Origin of the sequence: Winogradskyella sp. R77965, assembly GCF_044594915.1 — a bacterium.
Taxonomy (GTDB): domain Bacteria; phylum Bacteroidota; class Bacteroidia; order Flavobacteriales; family Flavobacteriaceae; genus Winogradskyella.
This window is the reverse complement of record NZ_CP138990.1, coordinates 970,641-989,567: the sequence shown is the minus strand read 5'-3', so window position 1 is coordinate 989,567 and position 18,927 is coordinate 970,641. Positions and strand designations below refer to the sequence as shown.

Sequence of the window (18,927 nt, the reverse complement as noted above, 5' to 3'; positions counted from 1 at the left end):
TGTGACCTCATTAAATTATTAGTGTCTTAACTAATAACTAACCACTTAAAACGAACTAAAAATACAATTGAGAACAAAGGCTGTTCATACCCTAACCGATGAAATGCTTGTAGAAGCTATCGTTAAAACCAACGACACAATGATGTTTGAGGTTTTATATGACAGGTACGCGTCTATGGTTTACAATAAGTGTTATGGGTTTGCTAATGGTGTTGATGAGGCTAAAGATTTAACACAAGACGTTTTTCTTAGAGTTTTTGTAAAATTAGGAAGCTTTAAGGGAAAATCTAAATTCTCAACATGGTTATATGCTTTTACATACAATCACTGTGTGAATTATGTTACAAGAAATACGGCTAAGAAGTTTGAGAAAAAATCTGTAAGTTCTGAGAGTGTTGATATTGAAAATATAGGTGAAGATATCGATTCAACGCACGAGTTTCAGAATATGCGAGCAGAGCAATTGAAAAAGGTGATGGAGTTAATTTCACCTGAAGAGAAGATGATATTATTATTAAAGTATCAAGATAATTTGACAATTAAGGAATTATCTGAAGCTTTAGAAATCGGAGAAAGCGCAGTTAAAATGCGCTTAAAAAGAGCAAAAGAAAAACTAGTACAGAAGTACGAAAACTATACGAAAGATGGAAAATCCATTTAAGCAAATAAACCAGCCATTAAAGGAAGTTCCTGTGGAGCTAAAGAGCAAAGTCATGCACGATATTGCCATGGCGAAGCTATTGATGGATTTAGCTGAGTTATTTTCGTATAACTTAGGTCATGTTATTGACACAGTAAGTAGCAATAGAAAAAAATAAATACGTAATTAACCCTAACATAAAAAAATTATAGTATGGATAAAGTAGGCGAATTTTCAGATGTAGCGATGAAATCTCTCACCAATATTTGGTTAGAAATTACCAATATATTTCCAAATATCATCGGAGCATTTATTGTTCTAATTATAGGTTGGATAATTACCAAGTTGGTCGTTAAGCTTATAAAAAAGGTTTTAAAATTAGTTAAGGCTAATAAGCTCGATGAGAAGATTAATGAAATAGAAATTGTAGAAGGCAAACAGCTAAATTTTGATACTGTAAAAGTCGTTTCGAAAGTTGTAAAATATCTCATGTATATGATATTGCTGGTTACAGCTTCAGATATTATGGGATTAGATGTTATCACTGAACAGATAAGTGACCTGATATCTTATTTGCCAAAACTATTTGCTGCTTTAATTGTATTTATAGTTGGACTTTTATTTGCAAACTTTGTTAAGAATGGTTTAAAATCACTTTTTGAATCCATGGATTTATCAGGTGGTAAAATGATAAGTCAGGTGGTATTTTTCTTAATGCTAACATTTATATCCGTCACAGCATTAAACCAAGCAGGAATTGACACTGAGATAATCACAAATAATATAAATATGATTATCGCTGCCTTTCTTTTAGCATTTGCAATTGCTTTTGGTTTAGGTGCAAGAGAAGTAGTAGGTAAGCTACTTAAGACGTTTTATGCGCGTAAAACATTTGAAATTGGCCAAGCAATAACCTTTCAAGGTGAAAATTACACAGTAGAATCAGTAGAAAATATTTCAGTGATATTAAAAAATTCAAAGGGAAAATTAATTGTTCCTATAAACGATTTAGTAGAAAATCAAGTACAAATGCAGGATTAACTATAAGGTTAGGGTTATAGATTTTATGTTTACATAAAATGCGATCCTGCAAGTACTTGACGTTTAAAAGACCTCTTCTATTGAAGAGGTTTTTTTTTAGGTCGTCGTTAATTTCTAACTCGGATGAATTTATTTTTTCTTATTTCGTCGATTATAATTTTTATCGCCTCTGGTTTTCGGCTTCTTATATTTTTTTGCAATTTCTCGACGATAAGAACCTCCTAAATTTTCCTTTTTGTTTTTATCCTTTTTCTCATGAAATGCTGGTCCAGGAGCATCTTCATCTCGTCTTTTTAAAGGATTGTAACGCTCTTTTATTTGAGGACGTTCTTCTTCTATTAGTTCTTTAGAGATTTCAACACTGTCAGGAATTTCGAGTGTTTCTATGGTCATTTGCATGAGTTCTTCAAGTCGTATTCTCTGTTCTTGTTCATTTTCAGTAGAAAATAAAAGCGCTCTACCTTCCTTTTCTGCACGACCAGTTCTACCAATTCTGTGCATATAGTTTTCAGGATAATCTGGCGTGTCAAAATTAATGACATGAGACACGTCTTCAATATCTAAACCTCTCGCCATTACATCTGTAGCTACCAAAATACGATGTTCTCCTTCTCTAAACTGTTCAATACTTCGCAATCTGTAGTTTTGAGTTTTGTTAGAATGGATAACACAGGTTTGGTTTGGAAATAAATCTTCAAGCATATCAAACAAACGGTCTGCCATTCGTTTATAAGCTACAAAAATTAAAACTTTTGAAAACTCGTCTTTATCTTGAAGTAAATATTCTAATAAATTTACCTTGGTATAAAAATTAGGGACATCGTAACGCTCTTGTTTAATATTCTCTAGTGGAGTACCAGAAACTGCAATAGATATTTTTGTGGGATTGATAAAGAAATCTGTAATTAATTCATCAACATCTTTTGTCATTGTAGCCGAAAACATAATGTTTTGTCTACGAGTTGGAAGAATATCGAAAATATTCATTAGCTGATGCCTAAAACCTAGATCTAACATGACATCAACTTCGTCAATGACTAATTTTTGAATAGATTTTAATTGTAAAACTCTACTCACTGCCAAATCATAAAGACGACCTGGAGTGGCTACAATTATATCCTGACCTTGAGCAACAGCTTGTTTTTGAGTGTTAATATTAGTGCCTCCATAAACACCTAACACACGATTATTAATGTACTTAGATAGTTTTTCAACTTCATTAACAACTTGCACTACCAATTCTCTTGTAGGTACTAATACCAAAACTCTAGGATTCTCTTGTCTAGAATATTTAAGATTCCGTAAAATAGGTAACATATATGCAAATGTTTTACCTGTACCTGTTTGTGCAATTCCTACAACATCTTTACCTGAAGCAACAACATTAAACGCTTCTGCCTGAATAGGAGTAGGACTAGCAAAGCCTAAGTCATCTATGGCATTATATAATGGTGTGTTTAAATTTAAGTCCTGAAACGTCACGGTTTGGTTTTAAGTGGCAAAGCTACCATTTATAATCTACTTACACTAAATGCCTTTTGTCTATTTCAATAGAGTAACTGGCATTGAAAACAGAACCAGATGCTAATGAGATAATACCTTCTTTATTTTCTATTTGTTGATTTGTAGTTTCAATATCTGCTATACCCAACCAAGGTTCTATGCATATATAGTTTGCACTTGGTTTTGCCCAGATACCCAAATAAGGAAAGTCTTCAAATCTCACTGATAAAACAAGACCTTTATCTCTATGCTTTAGAGTTACTTGTCTAGATTTTAAATCCTTAAAAATAAGGGCGTCTTCATTAAATAAATCTTCGTGAAGTTGAATTTTATTACCCTCTACAATTACGGATTTTGTTTTGCCTGTCACTAAGCCATTTTCCATATTTAACAAGTAAGATTTACTGTTTTCTTGCTTTTCAAACTCTAAATAGTAATCTGTATAGTCCTCATCTTTAAAAAGAGGACAAGCAAAAGCAGGATGTCCACCAAGAGAGAAAAACAGCGTCTTAGAATCAATGTTTTCAACGCTATGATTCACAGTTATTATGTTGTCCTTTAGTTGATATGAAATTTCAAATTGAAATAAAAAAGGATACATTTCATATAATTGATCGTTAGACGTTAGAATAAATGTAATTTCTGAATCCGAATGGCTTTTTATGATAAGCTTATCATTATGTCTTACAAACCCATGCTTTGTCATTTTATAGGTCTTGTCGTTATAGATGTAACTATCATCTTTCATGGAGCCAATTACTGGAAATAAATTTGGAGCATGACTTCCCCAAATTTTGGGATCTGCCTGCCACATGAACTCATTATTGTTTTTTACGGAAGTTATAGCTTTAAGTTCCGCACCAATAGATTTTATTTCTATTTGAAGTAAGTGGTTTTTTAGTAATGGCATGTTTTTTATTTTTTGAAATATACAAATTTGGTGTTATTCAAAGTATTCTCATTAAATTTGCGGGTACACTTTTGTCATTGAGAACTACAATTCACCATAACACTTCTGATATCCATGAATTTAAGCAAAAACTTTTGCTCTGGAGTCAAAAATTTGAAAATATCGTTTGGTTAGATTCTAATAATCACAAGGACAGATATAGTAACTATGATGCGGTCTTAGCTGTTGATGCATTCACAGTTTTAAAAACGGATTATTCTGATGCTTTTGAGCGTTTATCAGAATATCAGAAAACTACAAAAGATTGGATTTTTGGTTATCTCACCTACGATTTAAAAAACACAACAGAGCAATTGATATCTCAAAATTTTGACAATTTGGGTTTCCCGGATTTATATTTTTTTCAACCCAAAAAGTTATTCTTAATTAAAGATAATACTGTTGAAATTCAGTATTTAAAAATGGTAGATGATGAGATAGATGAAGATCTTAAATCGATTACATCTGTCACTTCGAGCATTTCGACTACGCTCATTGCACGTTCTATAGAAAAGCCTCAATTAAATGATCCTATTAAAATAAAACTAAGAATCCACAAAGATCAATATTTTGAAAAAGTTAGTACGATGCTTGCTCATATTCAAAGAGGCGACATTTACGAAGCTAATTTTTGCCAAGAGTTCTACGCTGAAGATAGTGTTATTAACCCATTAGAAACATTCAATAAGCTCAATGATATTTCTAAACCTCCTTTCGCAACATTTTTAAAAATTGAAGATAAATTTCTTTTATCGGCGACTCCAGAACGTTACATTAGAAAGGAAGGTACTAAAGTAATTTCGCAGCCAATAAAAGGTACTGCAAAGCGTTCAGAAAATAAAGAAGAAGATTTAAAACTCGCTGAAGACTTATCTAAAGACCAAAAAGAACGAAGTGAAAATATTATGATAGTAGATTTAGTTCGTAACGATTTATCACATACAGCTAAAAAAGGAAGTGTAAAAGTTGAAGAGCTATGTAAAGTGTATTCATTTTTACAAGTACATCAAATGATTTCAACTATTTCATCTCATGTAACTGAAGATATCAATCCAGTTGAGATCATAAAAACAACATTCCCAATGGGAAGCATGACCGGAGCTCCAAAAATTTCTGCAATGAAAATCATTGAGGACTTAGAGGAAACAAAACGTGGATTATATTCAGGTTGTGTGGGTTACTTTAGACCAAATGGTGATTTCGATTTTAATGTTATTATAAGGAGTATTTTATATAATGAAGCTAAAAAGTATATTTCTTATTCCGTAGGAAGCGCAATAACATCAAAAAGTAATCCGTTAAAAGAATATGAAGAATGCTTAATAAAAGCGAAAGCTATGCGAGAAGTATTAGAGAATAAATAATTAATTTTATGCCGTCAAACAGCACTGTTCGTCTTTTAAAACACAAATTATGATAACAAAAAATCTTAAACTATTCATGTTGCTAATTGTTTTAATGGCTTTATCATGCGATAGTGTTGATAATGACATATGTGGATTTGAAAGGCCTGACCCATTTGTAGCATCAATTGAAAATGTTTCTGAAACTTATGCTACAGACGAAGCCATATTTTTAACAGGTGAAATTTCATCTATGGTTCCAAACACCTGTAATCAAAACAACACACCAGATTTAGTAACAGATAATACGCTATTGAGGGACGCTATATTTGTACTAAAACTTAACGATTCTTTATTTGAACTTAATGCAGAAATAGTGGGCAATATAGAGGTGAATTATATAATTGGAGAGCAGTTTAATAGTAGTTGCTTTGGTGCTATAGAGTATGTTCCGGAATTATCGGAAGATAATCTCATCTATTCTTACCGTTTGAGTATTACAATAAGTGAACCTGGAGATTATGTCATTGTTAATGGATTTAACTTAGTCTATACAACAGAAGAAAATAATAATGTTCAAATCTTTGAACCCTATAATACACTTGGCAATATTATAAAGTTTGATGGCTGTGATAATACCTTTACACGAGTTGGAACTCAAGATCAATATTTTTTCACAGTTGAGTAGGTAGCGCTATATAATTTTAGGAACAAGAAGAGAGTATACCTTAAATTTCGAAAACTTTTTAATACTTCGTTTCAGTCATAGGCTTTTAATGCCCATAGTTTTTATTCCAAATGCCGTCTAAAACTCTTTTTTACCTTTTCAAAAATAAGTTCTACGCGCGATGTTTCTATATTTTTGATTTTAGCAATATCTCCGAAATTTAGATTTCCAAATATGTACAAATCCACAATATTCGAGATATTAATAGGTAGCCAATTATAAAAACGTCCAAAAACCTTGGGTGGTTGAGAAGCTGATAAATCCTCTAATTCAAAAGCTTTTAAGATGGATGTTTCTTTATCAGCATATAAATACAAATGGTTGTTATGATCTTGGTGATAAGAAATATCATTTAACTCCGTATTTAATATTAAATCTAAATCGGCATCTATCGTATAGTCTTCACCTAGTTTAGAAAGCTCGTCCTTAAGAATTGAATCAGTACTAATAGTGTTTTTATGATAAGCCTCTTTTTTAAAGAGCTCATTCATATAATTATCTACTATCTTAAAAAGTTCTAGTTTTACTGCCATTGCTTCAGCTTCAATATTAAAACCGTGACTATATAATTCTATGATACTCTCATCAATAATACCATTAGATGAATACATATTCTTTGGTATGATACCAGTGGACTCAGCTATATAAATTCTATGTTTTACATAAGGATGTAAATGTTGTACTGCAGAAAGCACCTTTTTGTCGAAGGCAGTTTGTGCAGATTTAGATGATAGTTCTGCAAATGTGCTCATAATCCTAAATTTTAAAATGTTCGTATAAAGCTACCTAATAAGATTACAGTTTTTTATGATAATTGTCATTTTATAATAACTAGAATTGTATGCCTTTGCCATTATTGTATCTTTACCTAATGCTAAAAATCTTTAGAAAACATATTAATACTAACTTAGAATTCTTAAAAGAAACACCATTATTAATTGCCGTTTCGGGAGGTATTGATAGTGTTGTTTTATCGCATTTATGTGAAGAATTAAAACTAGACTTTGCCTTAGCACATTGTAATTTCAATCTTAGAGGTGAAGAAAGCAATGACGATGAAGAATTTGTTTTAGAGCTTGCAGAAGCATTAGATGTTGAAGTATTTATTCAAAACTTTGATACACAAGCTTATGCAGATGAACATAAACGTTCCATCCAAATGGCAGCGCGCGAATTACGATACAACTGGTTTAAGGAATTGGCAGGGCAATTACATTTTGATTATATCCTTACAGCACATCATGCAGAGGATAATCTTGAGACCTTTTTAATCAATTTTACGCGCGGAACAGGACTAAATGGCTTAACAGGAATTTCAGAAGTTAATGATAACATCGTAAGGCCTTTGTTACAATTTTCTAGAGAACAGATTGAAGTTTATGCTAAAGAAAATAACATTAAATGGCGAGAAGATAGTAGTAATTCTTCTCGAAAGTATTTGAGGAATAAATTGCGTCACGAGGTAGTACCTATTTTAAAAGAAATTAATCCTCAGTTGCTTAATAGTTTTCAAAATACCTTAGATAATCTTAATGACACTGCAGATATCGTTGAAGAAAGCCTTAATGCTGTTGCCAAGCGCTCTATTACTGAGATAGATGGTAATGGCGTGACTTATAAAGTATCAGAATTCAAAAAAGTAAATAATCCAAAAGCTTATTTATTTGAAATGTTTAAGGATTTTGGTTTTACCGAATGGAATGATGTAGTGGCTTTATTAGATGCAGAATCGGGCAAACAGGTATTTTCAAGTACGCATCGTTTAATAAAGCATCGTGACTATTTAATTTTAACAGATCTATATCATTCTGAGCAACGCGAAGAATCTCACCTTATTAAGGATAATGATACAAAATTAGAGACACCTCTTGGTATTTTATTATTTGATGAAGCTGACGCAATCGTTAATTCCTCAAAAAGCATGATTTTTGTTGATAGAGATAAGTTGAGTTTCCCACTAGAGTTAAGACTATGGAAAGCGGGAGATTTCTTTTTTCCTTCAGGAATGAAAGGCAAAAAGAAAATCAGTAAATACCTTAAAGATGAAAAACTATCTTTAGTAGAAAAAGAAAATATTTGGGTTTTAACATCAGAAGATAATGTAATTTGGGTTGTTGGTAAGCGAGCTGATGGACGTTTTAAAGCTACAGATGCAACAGAACAAATCTTAAAAATAGAATTTCAAAAGTAGAACTACTGTTACTTCGAGCGCAGTCGAGAAGTCTTACATCTTAACATATGAAACTAAAAGGAAATATAGTAGACATCTTAAATCGCAAAATCTTCAAAGGAGAAATCACCATCGAAAACGGTAAAATAATATCCATTGAAGAAAAAGATTGTGAAGAGAATTATTATATACTTCCAGGTTTTGTAGATGCTCACATTCATATCGAAAGCTCAATGTTGGTGCCTTCTGAGTTTGCTAAAGTTGCTGTGCAACACGGAACAGTTGCTACAGTTTCTGATCCACACGAAATTGCTAATGTACTTGGTGTAAAAGGTGTGGAGTTTATGGTAGAAAACGGTAAACAAACACCTTTTAAGTTCAATTTTGGAGCACCGAGTTGCGTACCTGCAACAAGTTTTGAGTCGGCTGGAGCTGTAATTGATTCAGACGATATAAAGACTTTAATGGAATACCCAGATATTAAGTATTTAGCTGAAATGATGAATTATCCAGGAGTCATATATGATGATGAGGAAGTTCTCAAAAAAATAGAATGGGCAAAACATTATAATAAACCTATCGATGGCCATGCACCAGGATTACGAGGGGATGATTTAACAAAATATATTTCAGCAGGAATTTCTACGGATCACGAATGTTTTACTTACGAAGAAGGTTTAGAGAAACTTCAAAAAGGAATGAAAGTAATTATCCGAGAGGGTAGTGCAGCCAAAAATTTTGAAGCCTTAATCGATTTGCTAGATAACCACTATGAAAATATGATGTTCTGTAGCGATGATAAACATCCAGATGATTTATTATTGGGTCATATTAATCAATTATGCGCTAGAGCTGTTGCAAAAGATATCGATGTGTTTAAGGTTCTTCAAGTTGCTTGTATTAACCCTGTAAAGCATTATAATTTGGATGTTGGTTTATTGCAAGTTGGTGATGTTGCCGATATGGTTGTAGTGGAAAACTTAAAAGCGTTTAAAACACTTCAAACCTATATCGATGGAGAATTGGTTTTTAGTAATGGTGTTTCAAAAATAAAACATATAGAATTCGAAAACTTGAATAATTTCAATACTGATAAAAAACAAATTTCAGATTTCAGGTTCGAATCTAGTGCCGATAAAATTAGAGTTATAGAATGCTTGGATGGTGAATTGGTGACCAATGAAATTATCGCAAATGCTTTAATCGAAGATGGAAATCTAGTGTCAAATACAGAAACAGACGTTCTCAAAATGACGGTTGTTAACCGTTATAAAAATGAGAAACCATCCATTGCATTCATCAAAAACTTCGGATTAAAAGAAGGTGCAATCGCCTCTTCCGTTGGTCATGATTCTCATAATATTATTGCTGTTGGTGTGTCTGATGAAGCCATTTGTGAAGCCGTAAACCTTCTAGTTGAAAATGAAGGTGGCATTTGTGCGGTTTCCAATTCAGAGCAGAAGGTAATTGCGTTACCAGTGGCCGGAATCATGAGTGATCAAAACGCCGAAACTATTGGTAAGCAATATGCTGAACTCGATAAAATAGCAAAAGAATTAGGTAGCCAACTTAATGCACCTTATATGAGTTTATCTTTTATGGCTTTGCTTGTGATTCCATCGTTAAAATTGAGTGATAAAGGATTGTTTAATGGAAGCTTATTTCAATTTACTAATCTTGAAGTTTCATAACCATAACAATTCAATGTTACAATTCGCGGCAGATTTATTGACACATCATTTTCCCCTCTGGGGAATTAAAGGGGCTTTTTTATGCCTGTAGTAGAGTCCACTTATAAACCACCATTTTGGGCAAAGACAAGCTTTGTCTCAACGGTGTATTCTGGTTTAGGAAGACGAATACATGGAGTAGAACAAACAAGAGAGCGAATTACTTTACCAGATGGTGATTTTTTAGATTTAGATTGGAGTTATGCAAAGGAAAAAAGTAATAAAGTCATCATTCTATTACATGGACTAGAAGGTCATGCGCAGCGACCATATATTACAGGAACGGCAAAACTATTTAATGATAATGGAATAGATGCCGTTGGAGTCAATTTTAGAGGTTGTAGTGGAGAGCCTAATTTGTTGTATCGCAGTTACCATTCTGGTGCAACTGAAGATTTAGATGCAGCAGTTAAGCATGTATTAGCTAAAAACCAATACGATGAAATTTACATAAAAGGCATAAGTCTAGGAGCTAATATGGCTTTAAAATATGCAGGAGAAGGCAATTATTTGCCCAAAGAATTAAAAGCTATTATTGCCATTTCAACACCTTGCGATTTAAAAGAGTCTTGCGATGAATTATTGAGTTTAAAGAATAAACATTATGCGATTCGATTTTTAGGGCATTTAAAAGATAAGTTAAGACCTAAATTAGAACAATTCCCTGAAAATATATCAATTACAGATTTTAACTCAATTAAAACTTTAATTGATTTTGATCATGTTTATACCTCAAAAGCACATGGTTTTAAGGATGCTTTGGATTATTATGACAAAGCCAGTAGCTTACAATTTCTGCCAAATATTAATGTGCCTTCACTGATTATTAACTCGCTTAATGATTCGTTTTTATCCGCAGAATGTTATCCTGTTGGAGAAGCTAAGCATAATCCAAATCTTTTCTTAGAAATGCCAAAATATGGAGGGCATGTAGGATTTATCGATAAACGGAATATTTATTATAATGAGTTGCGTGCTTTGGAGTTTGTAAAAACCGTAAAAAGTATTTAATTGCACAATAAGGAAAAAACTATATGAAACATATTTACAATCCTTTAATTTTATTTTTTCTTTTTCAGTTTTCTTTTGGACAGATTGGGTTTGAGGAAAGTATAATTAATAGTGATTATCAATACCTTCAAAATCCTAATGCAGTATCTGCTTCAGATATTGATGGTGACGGTGATATAGACATAGTTGGGTCATCAATTTCTAATGACAAAATAGTTTGGTTTGAGAATATTAATGGACTTGGGAATTATTATAAACCTCATTTAGTTAGTACAATAGCTGAATTTGCGAATTCCTTATTTGTGGCAGACTTAGATAATGATGGTGATATGGACATATTATGTGCATCATCAAGTAATGGAGTATTAGCTTGGTATGAAAATTTGGATGGTCAAGGTAATTTTGGAGGTGAACAATTTATTACTGCAGCCACAGGTGTAAATTTTGTAATTGCAGCTGATATAGATAATGATGGCGATATAGATATAATATCTTCATCCTCAGGTCAAGATAAAGTATCTTGGTATGAGAATATTGATAGTCAAGGTTCTTTTAGTAGCCAACAGGTTATTACCACTTCAGCTGATGGTGTAAATTCCATATTTGCAGCTGATATTGATAGTGATGGTGATATCGATTTGTTGTCTTCTTCGTATAATGATGATAAAATAGCTTGGTATGAAAATTTGGATGGTCTAGGTTCCTTTGGTAACCAACAGGTAATAACCACATCAGCTAATGGTGCAAATTCTGTATTTGCAGCTGATATTGACAGTGATGGTCACCTAGATGTGCTTATATCGTCTTATCTTGATGACGACATATCCTGGTATAGGAATACAGATGGATTAGGTAATTTTAATTGGTATGACCAAGAAATTATCTCTACATCAGTCAATGGTCCGAATTCTGTATTTGCAGCTGACTTTGATAATGATGGTGACATAGATATATTATCAGGATCTATTGTAGACAAAAAAATTGCCTGGTATGAGAATATAGATGGTTTAGGAAATTTTAGTAATCAAAATGTTATCGTAGCATCATCGGGAAGTCCAGACACAGTATATGCTGCTGATATTAATGGCGATGGTGCAGTTGATGTTTTATCGCCTTTAGGCTCTAGGATAAGTTGGTTCGAAAATATTGGAGGTTTAGGTGGTTTTGGCTCTCAAGAGACAATTACAGCATCATCTCTAGGTGCTTATTCAGTGTTTTCAGCTGATATAGATGGTGATGGAGACAAAGATGTATTATCAGCACTTAGTTATGACAACGAAATAGCTTGGTATGAAAATATTAATGGTATTGGCGGTTTTGGTGGGCAGCAATATATAGGTTTTGCTGAAGATGCAAGGTGTGTTTTTGCAGCAGATATAGATGGAGATGGTGATATAGATGTTTTATCTGCTTCTGCAGATGATGGTAAAATAGCATGGTATGAGAATATTGATGGTCTAGGTATGTTCGGAAATGAAAATATTATTACCACACTTGCTTCTCAAGCGGGATCAGTTTATGCTTCTGACTTAGATGGTGATGGTGACATGGACGTTCTGTCAGCTTCTTTCCTTGATGGAAAAATAGCATGGTATGAAAATTTAGATAGTCAAGGTACTTTCGGTGACCAACAGATTGTTTATATGTCTAATAATGCTAGATCTGTACATGTTTTAGATGCTGATAATGATGGAGATATGGATGTATTATCTGTTACACAAACACAAGATGGGGTAAGTGAATTAATATTGCATAAAAATATAGATGGCTTGGGTAATTTTGATAATTCACAAGTTGTATATTCTGGAACTGATGCCCAAATATCTGTCTATTCAGGAGATATAGATGGTGATGGTGATTTAGACTTATTATCTTCATCTTTTTTAACCAGTTCAAAAATAGCATGGTATGAAAATATAGATGGTTTGGGTAGTTATGGTAGTGAACAGGTTTTGTTAACATCAGAAGGAGGTGCTACATCAGTTCATATGACTGACTTGGATGGTGATAATGATTTGGATGTATTATCAGCATCAATTTCACTTGGTGGTAAAATATCTTGGTATGAAAATACTAATGGTTTAGGTGATTTTGGTAGCAGACAAATTATTTCTTCAAATGTAGTTGGTGCTAGAGATGTTTATGCCGCAGACATAGATGGTGATGGAGATATTGATGTCATGTCAGCATCAGAGCTAGATCATAAAATAGTTTGGTATAAGAATTTAGGTGTTTTAGGTAATAAAATTAATGGTCGACTCAAACTAGATATAAATAATGATGGTTGTGATATTAACGATATAGATTTGCAAAGTTTAATGATTGTTTCTGATAATGGAATCAATAGCTTTACAAATTTCACAAATGGGAATGGTTTGTATGAAATTTATGTCATCGAAGATGATTTCACTACACAAATAGAAAACTTACCAAATTATTATACTTCAAATCCAGTTTCGCAAGCCTCAAGTTTTGTTGGTCTAGGTAATACAGATACTATTGATTTTTGTATAGAACCAACAGGTGTATTTAACGATTTAAATATTTCTATTTACCCATCAATAGATGAGCCAAGACCAGGTTTTGATACAACGTATCAATTGGTTTATAAAAACGTTGGTACAACTCAACTAAATGGTTCTGTATCTTTTGAGTTTGATGATGCTAAAATACAGTTTCTATCAGCTAGTGAGAGGGTTAGTTCCCAAACATCAAATACACTCAACTTTGATTTTACAGATTTAAACCCTTTTGAGACACGCACTATAGATTTAGAATTTAATGTATTTACACCACCAATCACAAACATGGGTGACGAACTTGTGGCAACAGCAACCATAAACCCAGTTTCTGGTGATGAAACCGAAGAAGATAACGTATTCACTTTAGCACAAACTGTAATAGGTTCATACGATCCTAACGATATTGCAGTTTTAGAAGGGGAAGAAATCACAATAGAAGATGCAGATAAGTACTTACATTATTTAATACGTTTTCAAAATACAGGTACAGCAAGTGCAATAAATGTAAACGTAGAACATGTATTAGATGATAAATTAGATTGGGCAACGATGCAATTAGAAAGTTTAAGTCATACAGGTCGAGTAGAAATAGTTAATCAAACAGATGTTAGTTTTATTTTCAATAATATCAATTTACCAGATAGTACAAATGATGAGCCAAATTCTCATGGTTTTATAGCTTTTAAAATTAAGCCAAAGTCAGATGTTGAGGTTGGTGATGTTTTTAGTGCTGTAGCCGATATTTATTTTGATTTTAATCCGCCAATTATAACCAATACGGCAACTACGGAAATTGTTGAGCCATTAAGTATTAATGAAGTTAATACACAAAGAATTCAACTCTTTCCAAACCCTGCAAAAGAGAAATTACAAATAAGGTCTAATCTAATTTTGGATAAACTTACCATTATTGATATTAATGGGCGTAAGTTAACTTCAATTGATATATCTAACATTAATAATTATACTTTAGATATTTCAAGTTTATCTAAAGGGATTTATTTCTTGGAGATTCAATCAGGTGAATTTAAATCGACTAAAAAGTTTATAACAAACTAATATGTCATTCTGAGCATAGCGAAGAATCTCATTTTAAAAAAGAAACCTTTCAAAATATTATTTTGAAAGGTTTTTTGTTAAGTTCAATTTTCTTAAATTTCAGAAAACAAATTACTAATGCTCAAAAAAACGCTAATCTTTCTTTTAATTTTTTCTGTAGTCAGTTGTAATCATGATGATAATAGTGAACCAAGTAATGCAAATGTTGCAGTCGAAACATTACAAGCAGAAATGATTCCAGAAGGTGGGGTAAAACTTAAAGGAAATATCAACGGAGTTGAATTAGATTTAAATTATGGTTTTATAATATCTCAGTTTGAAGGTGAAACGACTATGAGCTCATATAACATTCAAAAGAATTTATCAGGAACTTATAATGGTGATTTTGAGATTTCTTTCAGAAATGATTTAAATGAAGATCAGACCTATTATTATAGAGCATTCGCTTACAGCAGTAATGCTTATACCTTTGGTGAAGAAAAATCATTTATATCGAATGGAAGTTCGCCGTCTCAGATTGAATCTGTAGAGCCAAATATTGCACATGTTTCTGATACTATTACTATAAGAGGAAAATACTTTTCATCTAATCCTAGTATTTTTTTTGATGAAATAAATTCTGAAACAATCATCAAAAATGATTCACTAATAAAATGTATAGTCCCTTATTCATTTAATCTACAGAATCCCTATTCTACTATTAAAGTTAAAAAATCAACACAAGAAGAAACAATATTTGATGATTTTTCACTCTATGCGCCAGAAGTATATGCTATATCACCATCCGTTGCTTATGAGACAGATACACTTACAATTTCCGGAAATCATTTTCATAAACAATATTTGAGAAATAGACTAGAGGTAGAAATTAATGGTAATTTTTCTTCATTACAAATACTCGAAAGTACAAGAACAGAAATTGTTTTTGTTAATGCTGGTGCGTATTATAATTTGCAGCCAAGATTAAGATTGAAAAGTCAATTTCAGAGCATAGAGTTCGATGATAAACTAACAGCTCTGATGCCTTCGATTACAGGGGTGCCAGAATGTATCACATTTGATGAAAACTTTACCATATATGGCGAGAATTTTCCAAGATACAATTTTACATTAAGAGTAGGTGAAAATAGTTTTACACCACAATCTTTAACAAGAGATAGCATTGTTTTAGATTCTCAAACAGGTGGCGTTTATCAAGATTTTAACTTAGAAAATGTAACAATAAATTATTTAGGAGAAGAAATTATTTATGAATCCAATATATGTGTTGATGAGCCATGGATTCAAGTAAGTTCTGCAAATTCGTTAAGTACACATAGTTATATAGGCGAAACTTATGCGCTTTATTACATACCTTATAATTTTTTTACAGTTGCAAAATTTAATGATGAAACTTATGAATTTGAAAGTATAAACAATACAGAACTCCCGAATGAAATTGTTGCTGGATCGACAAATACATTTTATGATACAAAACTTTATTCCTATGAGATATCTCCATTTGTTGGCAATGACCAAGAAATTAATTTTAGGAGTTATGATTTTTTTACAAATGAAATCAGTGAATTAGCATCATTTCCAGGGGGAGATAGGTCTAATGCGTTAATTGAAACAGTTGGAGATTATATTTATTTTGGATTAGGGTCTAATTCTAGTATAGGTGGCGATGCATTCGCAGATATATGGAGATATTCTATTATTAATGATAGTTGGGAATTTGTTTTAAATTTCCCAGGTATTGATTCGAGTTCTAATGCAAAAAGAAACCCACTAACATTTATAATAGATGATAGCATTTATATAGGTGCTGGTCAGAACGGTTACCATACAGATTTTTGGGAATTGAATACAATTACAAATACAGTTATCAGTAGGTCAGATTTACCAATTGCTATTTCAGATTTTCCTGGCGGACATGTAGGTACTTCAATTAACGGTAAAGGCTATTTTGATAATTTTTATTTACATGAATATGATCCTATAACCGATACATGGTATACGTATAATGACATACCAAGCTTTGTTGCTACTGGGATTAGTTCACAAAGTATTTTTAATCATAATGGAATTTTATACAGATCTTTTCGCGACTCTTATATAAATAACACGAGAATGCTAAAATTAAATGCTTCATATTTAAATTAAATGAGAAACAAAATTAAGCTTACCAATTTAGTTATTTTATTGTTTTTATGTATTGGTTGTAATTCAGACGATGAGGTTGTTCCTCCTTCTGTAGTTACAGGTTCAAGCCAAGTGTTGTCAGAGGGAGGCGTTATTCTCAGTGGTAATTTTCAAAATTTCAACAATCAGGCAGTATTGGGTTTTGAGGTGTACAATTTCAGTATAGGGTCATTTTTAAATATCCTATTAACAGATCCAACGGATGGAGTAAATACAACAACTATTACTGCTGGACTTTATGTAAATCAAGAATATAAATTCCGTGCTTATATTATTACAGAATCCGAAACATATTATGGTTTGGAAGAGTCATTCCTTTCTACAGGAAGTGCTGATGCTTCTTTCCTGAGTATTTCGCCTAGTCAAGGAGATTTTAAAGACGCTGTTGAAATCGTTACTGATGTTGAATTAAGTGAGGCATATATCAATGGTATAGTTGTTTTGTTTAGTAGTGAAGAAGCAACAAATATTAGTATTGATGGTAATAGCATAATCTGTGAAGTTCCTTATTACGACGGTGATCCCGTCTCAGAAATACAAGTCAATTATTTTGGGAATGTTATAAATACAGCTCTTAATTATCAGCTTCTACCTCCTGTTATTGAGTCAATTTCTCCTAATAATGTTACGTATAGAGAAGAAGTGGTTATTTCTGGTAATCATTTTGAAGATGTTAATCCGCAATATCTAAAAGTTTATGTCGATGATATTGAGGCGGTTATAGTTCAGAAAAGTAAGACATCTTTAACCATAAGAATACCAGACAATGTTGTAAGCGCTAGTCCTTCAATTAAGATTGAAAGCAACCTACAAGAAGTGGAGTTACAAAATGCAATCACAATGAAAGCGCCAGTAATTACATCTTATACAACTAGTGGAAATATTTTTGATACCATTGATATCTTTGTAGACAATATAAGCCCAATTTACTTTAATAATGAAGTCTACTTTGATGGTGTACTCGGAGATACTTATCAACCATCCGATGGCAGCACAAATAGAATTGCGGTTCAAGTTCCACAAGGGCCTTATGTAGATTGGAATCCCACAATTACAGTTAAAACAAGTGATGAAATTATTTCTTCTGAAAGTCCATTTACAATTTTAGATTCTGCAATTGAAGTGACCGATCATGCAAATGTTCCCATACAAGGTTATCAAATATTTAATGACAATATATATGTTTACGGATTTGACTTATTTAACTCTTTTGAATTGATTATAAATAAATATTCAGAATCGGACAATGAATTTTATGACGAGCAACTTATAAATATGCCAGTAAGTGGTGATAGTTCAGTAAGATTTATAAATTCTAGTGATGGATATATCTATATGCTTTACTCTAGGCAAAGTAATAATTTTTTCAAAGTTAATCTTAGTAGCTTTAATATAGAGCCTTTAGCTGATTTACCTGATGGTGAGACGGGTAATGCTGTTTTAGCGTTTCATAATAATGAGATTATTGTAGGTTTGGGAGGTGAAAATCCACCACAAGGAAGTTACTATAGTTATTCTATAAACAATAATGTGTGGCAATCGATAAGTAATACAATTTCTTCGCCATTTCATAAAAGATTTTACGCTGAAAATGAATCTTATTATATCGAAGGTCCGTATTCTGTAGCAACTGATTTGTATAGATATAATGGTAATGAATATGTGTTAATTGCTAATACATTTCCTATACAGTTTAGGGACTATACGGCTCCACGTTATATTTTTAAGGATGAGAAATTTTACTTTATAAAAGATTTTGGTAATTCTGTTGTTAGTAATCCAGTAATGGTTTTTGATACAACGAATTATTCATGGACAGAATTATTCAATTTTTTTCCCAATGATGACTATTCAATTACAGGTATATTTGAAAGAGGTAACTATATATATGTGCAAATAATCGCTTATAATTCTTCATATCATTTACTTAAGGTTGATTTAACTAGATTATAATAGGTACTATTATTAGTCAAAATATTATGGTATTCAAGATAATATTTTGAAAGGTTTTTTTATTGCAATGGGTTTTCCTACTTTTAAGAAAACTA

14 protein-coding genes are annotated in these 18,927 nt (G+C 32.1%); 11 read left to right on the top strand and 3 right to left on the bottom strand.

Annotated features, from left to right (window positions below; genetic code table 11):
- Positions 1-67 precede the first annotated feature (67 nt).
- Genes SJY34_RS04380 through SJY34_RS04370 form a run of 3 tightly spaced genes read left to right on the top strand, consistent with a single transcriptional unit; the run spans position 68 to position 1,681 of the window.
- The gene (locus SJY34_RS04380) at positions 68-661 is read left to right on the top strand and encodes an RNA polymerase sigma factor (protein ID WP_400079264.1); all 594 of its coding nucleotides are present in this window, start codon (positions 68-70) and stop codon (positions 659-661) included.
- A complete protein-coding gene (locus SJY34_RS04375) occupies positions 645-818 on the top strand; it encodes a hypothetical protein (protein WP_400079262.1) in 174 nt (57 codons plus the stop codon). Before SJY34_RS04380 ends, SJY34_RS04375 begins: the two co-directional genes overlap by 17 nt.
- 35 nt (positions 819-853) lie before the next feature.
- Positions 854-1,681: a mechanosensitive ion channel family protein gene (locus SJY34_RS04370; RefSeq protein ID WP_400079260.1), complete on the top strand. Its 828-nt coding sequence runs from the start codon at positions 854-856 to the stop codon at positions 1,679-1,681.
- 129 nt (positions 1,682-1,810) lie between these two features.
- On the opposite strand, the gene SJY34_RS04365 is transcribed toward SJY34_RS04370, so the two are convergent.
- The gene (locus SJY34_RS04365) at positions 1,811-3,163 is read right to left on the bottom strand and encodes a DEAD/DEAH box helicase (RefSeq protein WP_400079258.1); all 1,353 of its coding nucleotides are present in this window, start codon (positions 3,161-3,163) and stop codon (positions 1,811-1,813) included.
- 40 nt (positions 3,164-3,203) lie between these two features.
- On the bottom strand, positions 3,204-4,094 hold the full coding sequence (locus SJY34_RS04360; protein ID WP_400079256.1) for an aldose 1-epimerase family protein: 891 nt from the start codon (positions 4,092-4,094) through the stop codon (positions 3,204-3,206).
- A 77-nt stretch (positions 4,095-4,171) separates the two neighbouring features.
- On the opposite strand from SJY34_RS04360, the gene SJY34_RS04355 reads away from it, so the two are divergent.
- Together SJY34_RS04355 and SJY34_RS04350 are read left to right on the top strand one after the other, a co-directional pair.
- Entirely contained in the window at positions 4,172-5,497 is a 1,326-nt protein-coding gene (locus tag SJY34_RS04355) for an anthranilate synthase component I family protein (RefSeq protein ID WP_400079254.1), read from the top strand.
- 49 nt (positions 5,498-5,546) lie between these two features.
- Positions 5,547-6,164 (top strand): hypothetical protein, encoded by a 618-nt coding sequence (locus SJY34_RS04350; protein WP_400079252.1) that lies wholly within the window; start codon positions 5,547-5,549, stop codon positions 6,162-6,164.
- 101 nt (positions 6,165-6,265) lie between these two features.
- Here the strand turns inward: SJY34_RS04350 and SJY34_RS04345 are convergent, their stop codons facing one another.
- Positions 6,266-6,955: a hypothetical protein gene (locus SJY34_RS04345; protein WP_400079250.1), complete on the bottom strand. Its 690-nt coding sequence runs from the start codon at positions 6,953-6,955 to the stop codon at positions 6,266-6,268.
- 119 nt (positions 6,956-7,074) lie between these two features.
- Here SJY34_RS04345 and tilS point away from each other — a divergent pair, with 119 nt between their 5' ends.
- From tilS to SJY34_RS04315, 6 genes are all read left to right on the top strand, one after another.
- Entirely contained in the window at positions 7,075-8,394 is a 1,320-nt protein-coding gene (gene tilS, locus SJY34_RS04340; RefSeq protein ID WP_400079248.1) for a tRNA lysidine(34) synthetase TilS, read from the top strand.
- A 47-nt stretch (positions 8,395-8,441) separates the two neighbouring features.
- Positions 8,442-10,064: an adenine deaminase gene (gene ade / locus SJY34_RS04335; RefSeq protein ID WP_400079246.1), complete on the top strand. Its 1,623-nt coding sequence runs from the start codon at positions 8,442-8,444 to the stop codon at positions 10,062-10,064.
- An 81-nt stretch (positions 10,065-10,145) separates the two neighbouring features.
- Positions 10,146-11,114: a YheT family hydrolase gene (locus tag SJY34_RS04330; protein ID WP_400079244.1), complete on the top strand. Its 969-nt coding sequence runs from the start codon at positions 10,146-10,148 to the stop codon at positions 11,112-11,114.
- 23 nt (positions 11,115-11,137) lie between these two features.
- Positions 11,138-14,695: a T9SS type A sorting domain-containing protein gene (locus tag SJY34_RS04325; protein ID WP_400079242.1), complete on the top strand. Its 3,558-nt coding sequence runs from the start codon at positions 11,138-11,140 to the stop codon at positions 14,693-14,695.
- A 117-nt stretch (positions 14,696-14,812) separates the two neighbouring features.
- On the top strand, positions 14,813-16,840 hold the full coding sequence (locus SJY34_RS04320) for an IPT/TIG domain-containing protein (RefSeq protein ID WP_400079240.1): 2,028 nt from the start codon (positions 14,813-14,815) through the stop codon (positions 16,838-16,840).
- Positions 16,841-18,832 carry an IPT/TIG domain-containing protein gene (locus tag SJY34_RS04315; RefSeq protein ID WP_400079238.1) on the top strand — a complete coding sequence of 664 codons (1,992 nt, stop codon included), beginning with the start codon at positions 16,841-16,843 and terminating at the stop codon, positions 18,830-18,832.
- Positions 18,833-18,927: the final 95 nt, after the last annotated feature.

Bases quoted from the DNA above. Each gene is read 5' to 3' on its own strand.
- SJY34_RS04375 (WP_400079262.1), top strand. From the start codon at position 645: ATGGAAAATCCATTTAAGCAAATAAACCAGCCATTAAAGGAAGTTCCT.
- SJY34_RS04370 (WP_400079260.1), top strand. From the start codon at position 854: ATGGATAAAGTAGGCGAATTTTCAGATGTAGCGATGAAATCTCTCACC.
- SJY34_RS04360 (WP_400079256.1), bottom strand. From the start codon at position 4,094: ATGCCATTACTAAAAAACCACTTACTTCAAATAGAAATAAAATCTATT.
- SJY34_RS04350 (WP_400079252.1), top strand. From the start codon at position 5,547: ATGATAACAAAAAATCTTAAACTATTCATGTTGCTAATTGTTTTAATG.
- SJY34_RS04345 (WP_400079250.1), bottom strand. From the start codon at position 6,955: ATGAGCACATTTGCAGAACTATCATCTAAATCTGCACAAACTGCCTTC.
- tilS (WP_400079248.1), top strand. From the start codon at position 7,075: ATGCTAAAAATCTTTAGAAAACATATTAATACTAACTTAGAATTCTTA.
- ade (WP_400079246.1), top strand. From the start codon at position 8,442: ATGAAACTAAAAGGAAATATAGTAGACATCTTAAATCGCAAAATCTTC.
- SJY34_RS04330 (WP_400079244.1), top strand. From the start codon at position 10,146: ATGCCTGTAGTAGAGTCCACTTATAAACCACCATTTTGGGCAAAGACA.
- SJY34_RS04325 (WP_400079242.1), top strand. From the start codon at position 11,138: ATGAAACATATTTACAATCCTTTAATTTTATTTTTTCTTTTTCAGTTT.
- SJY34_RS04320 (WP_400079240.1), top strand. From the start codon at position 14,813: ATGCTCAAAAAAACGCTAATCTTTCTTTTAATTTTTTCTGTAGTCAGT.
- SJY34_RS04315 (WP_400079238.1), top strand. From the start codon at position 16,841: ATGAGAAACAAAATTAAGCTTACCAATTTAGTTATTTTATTGTTTTTA.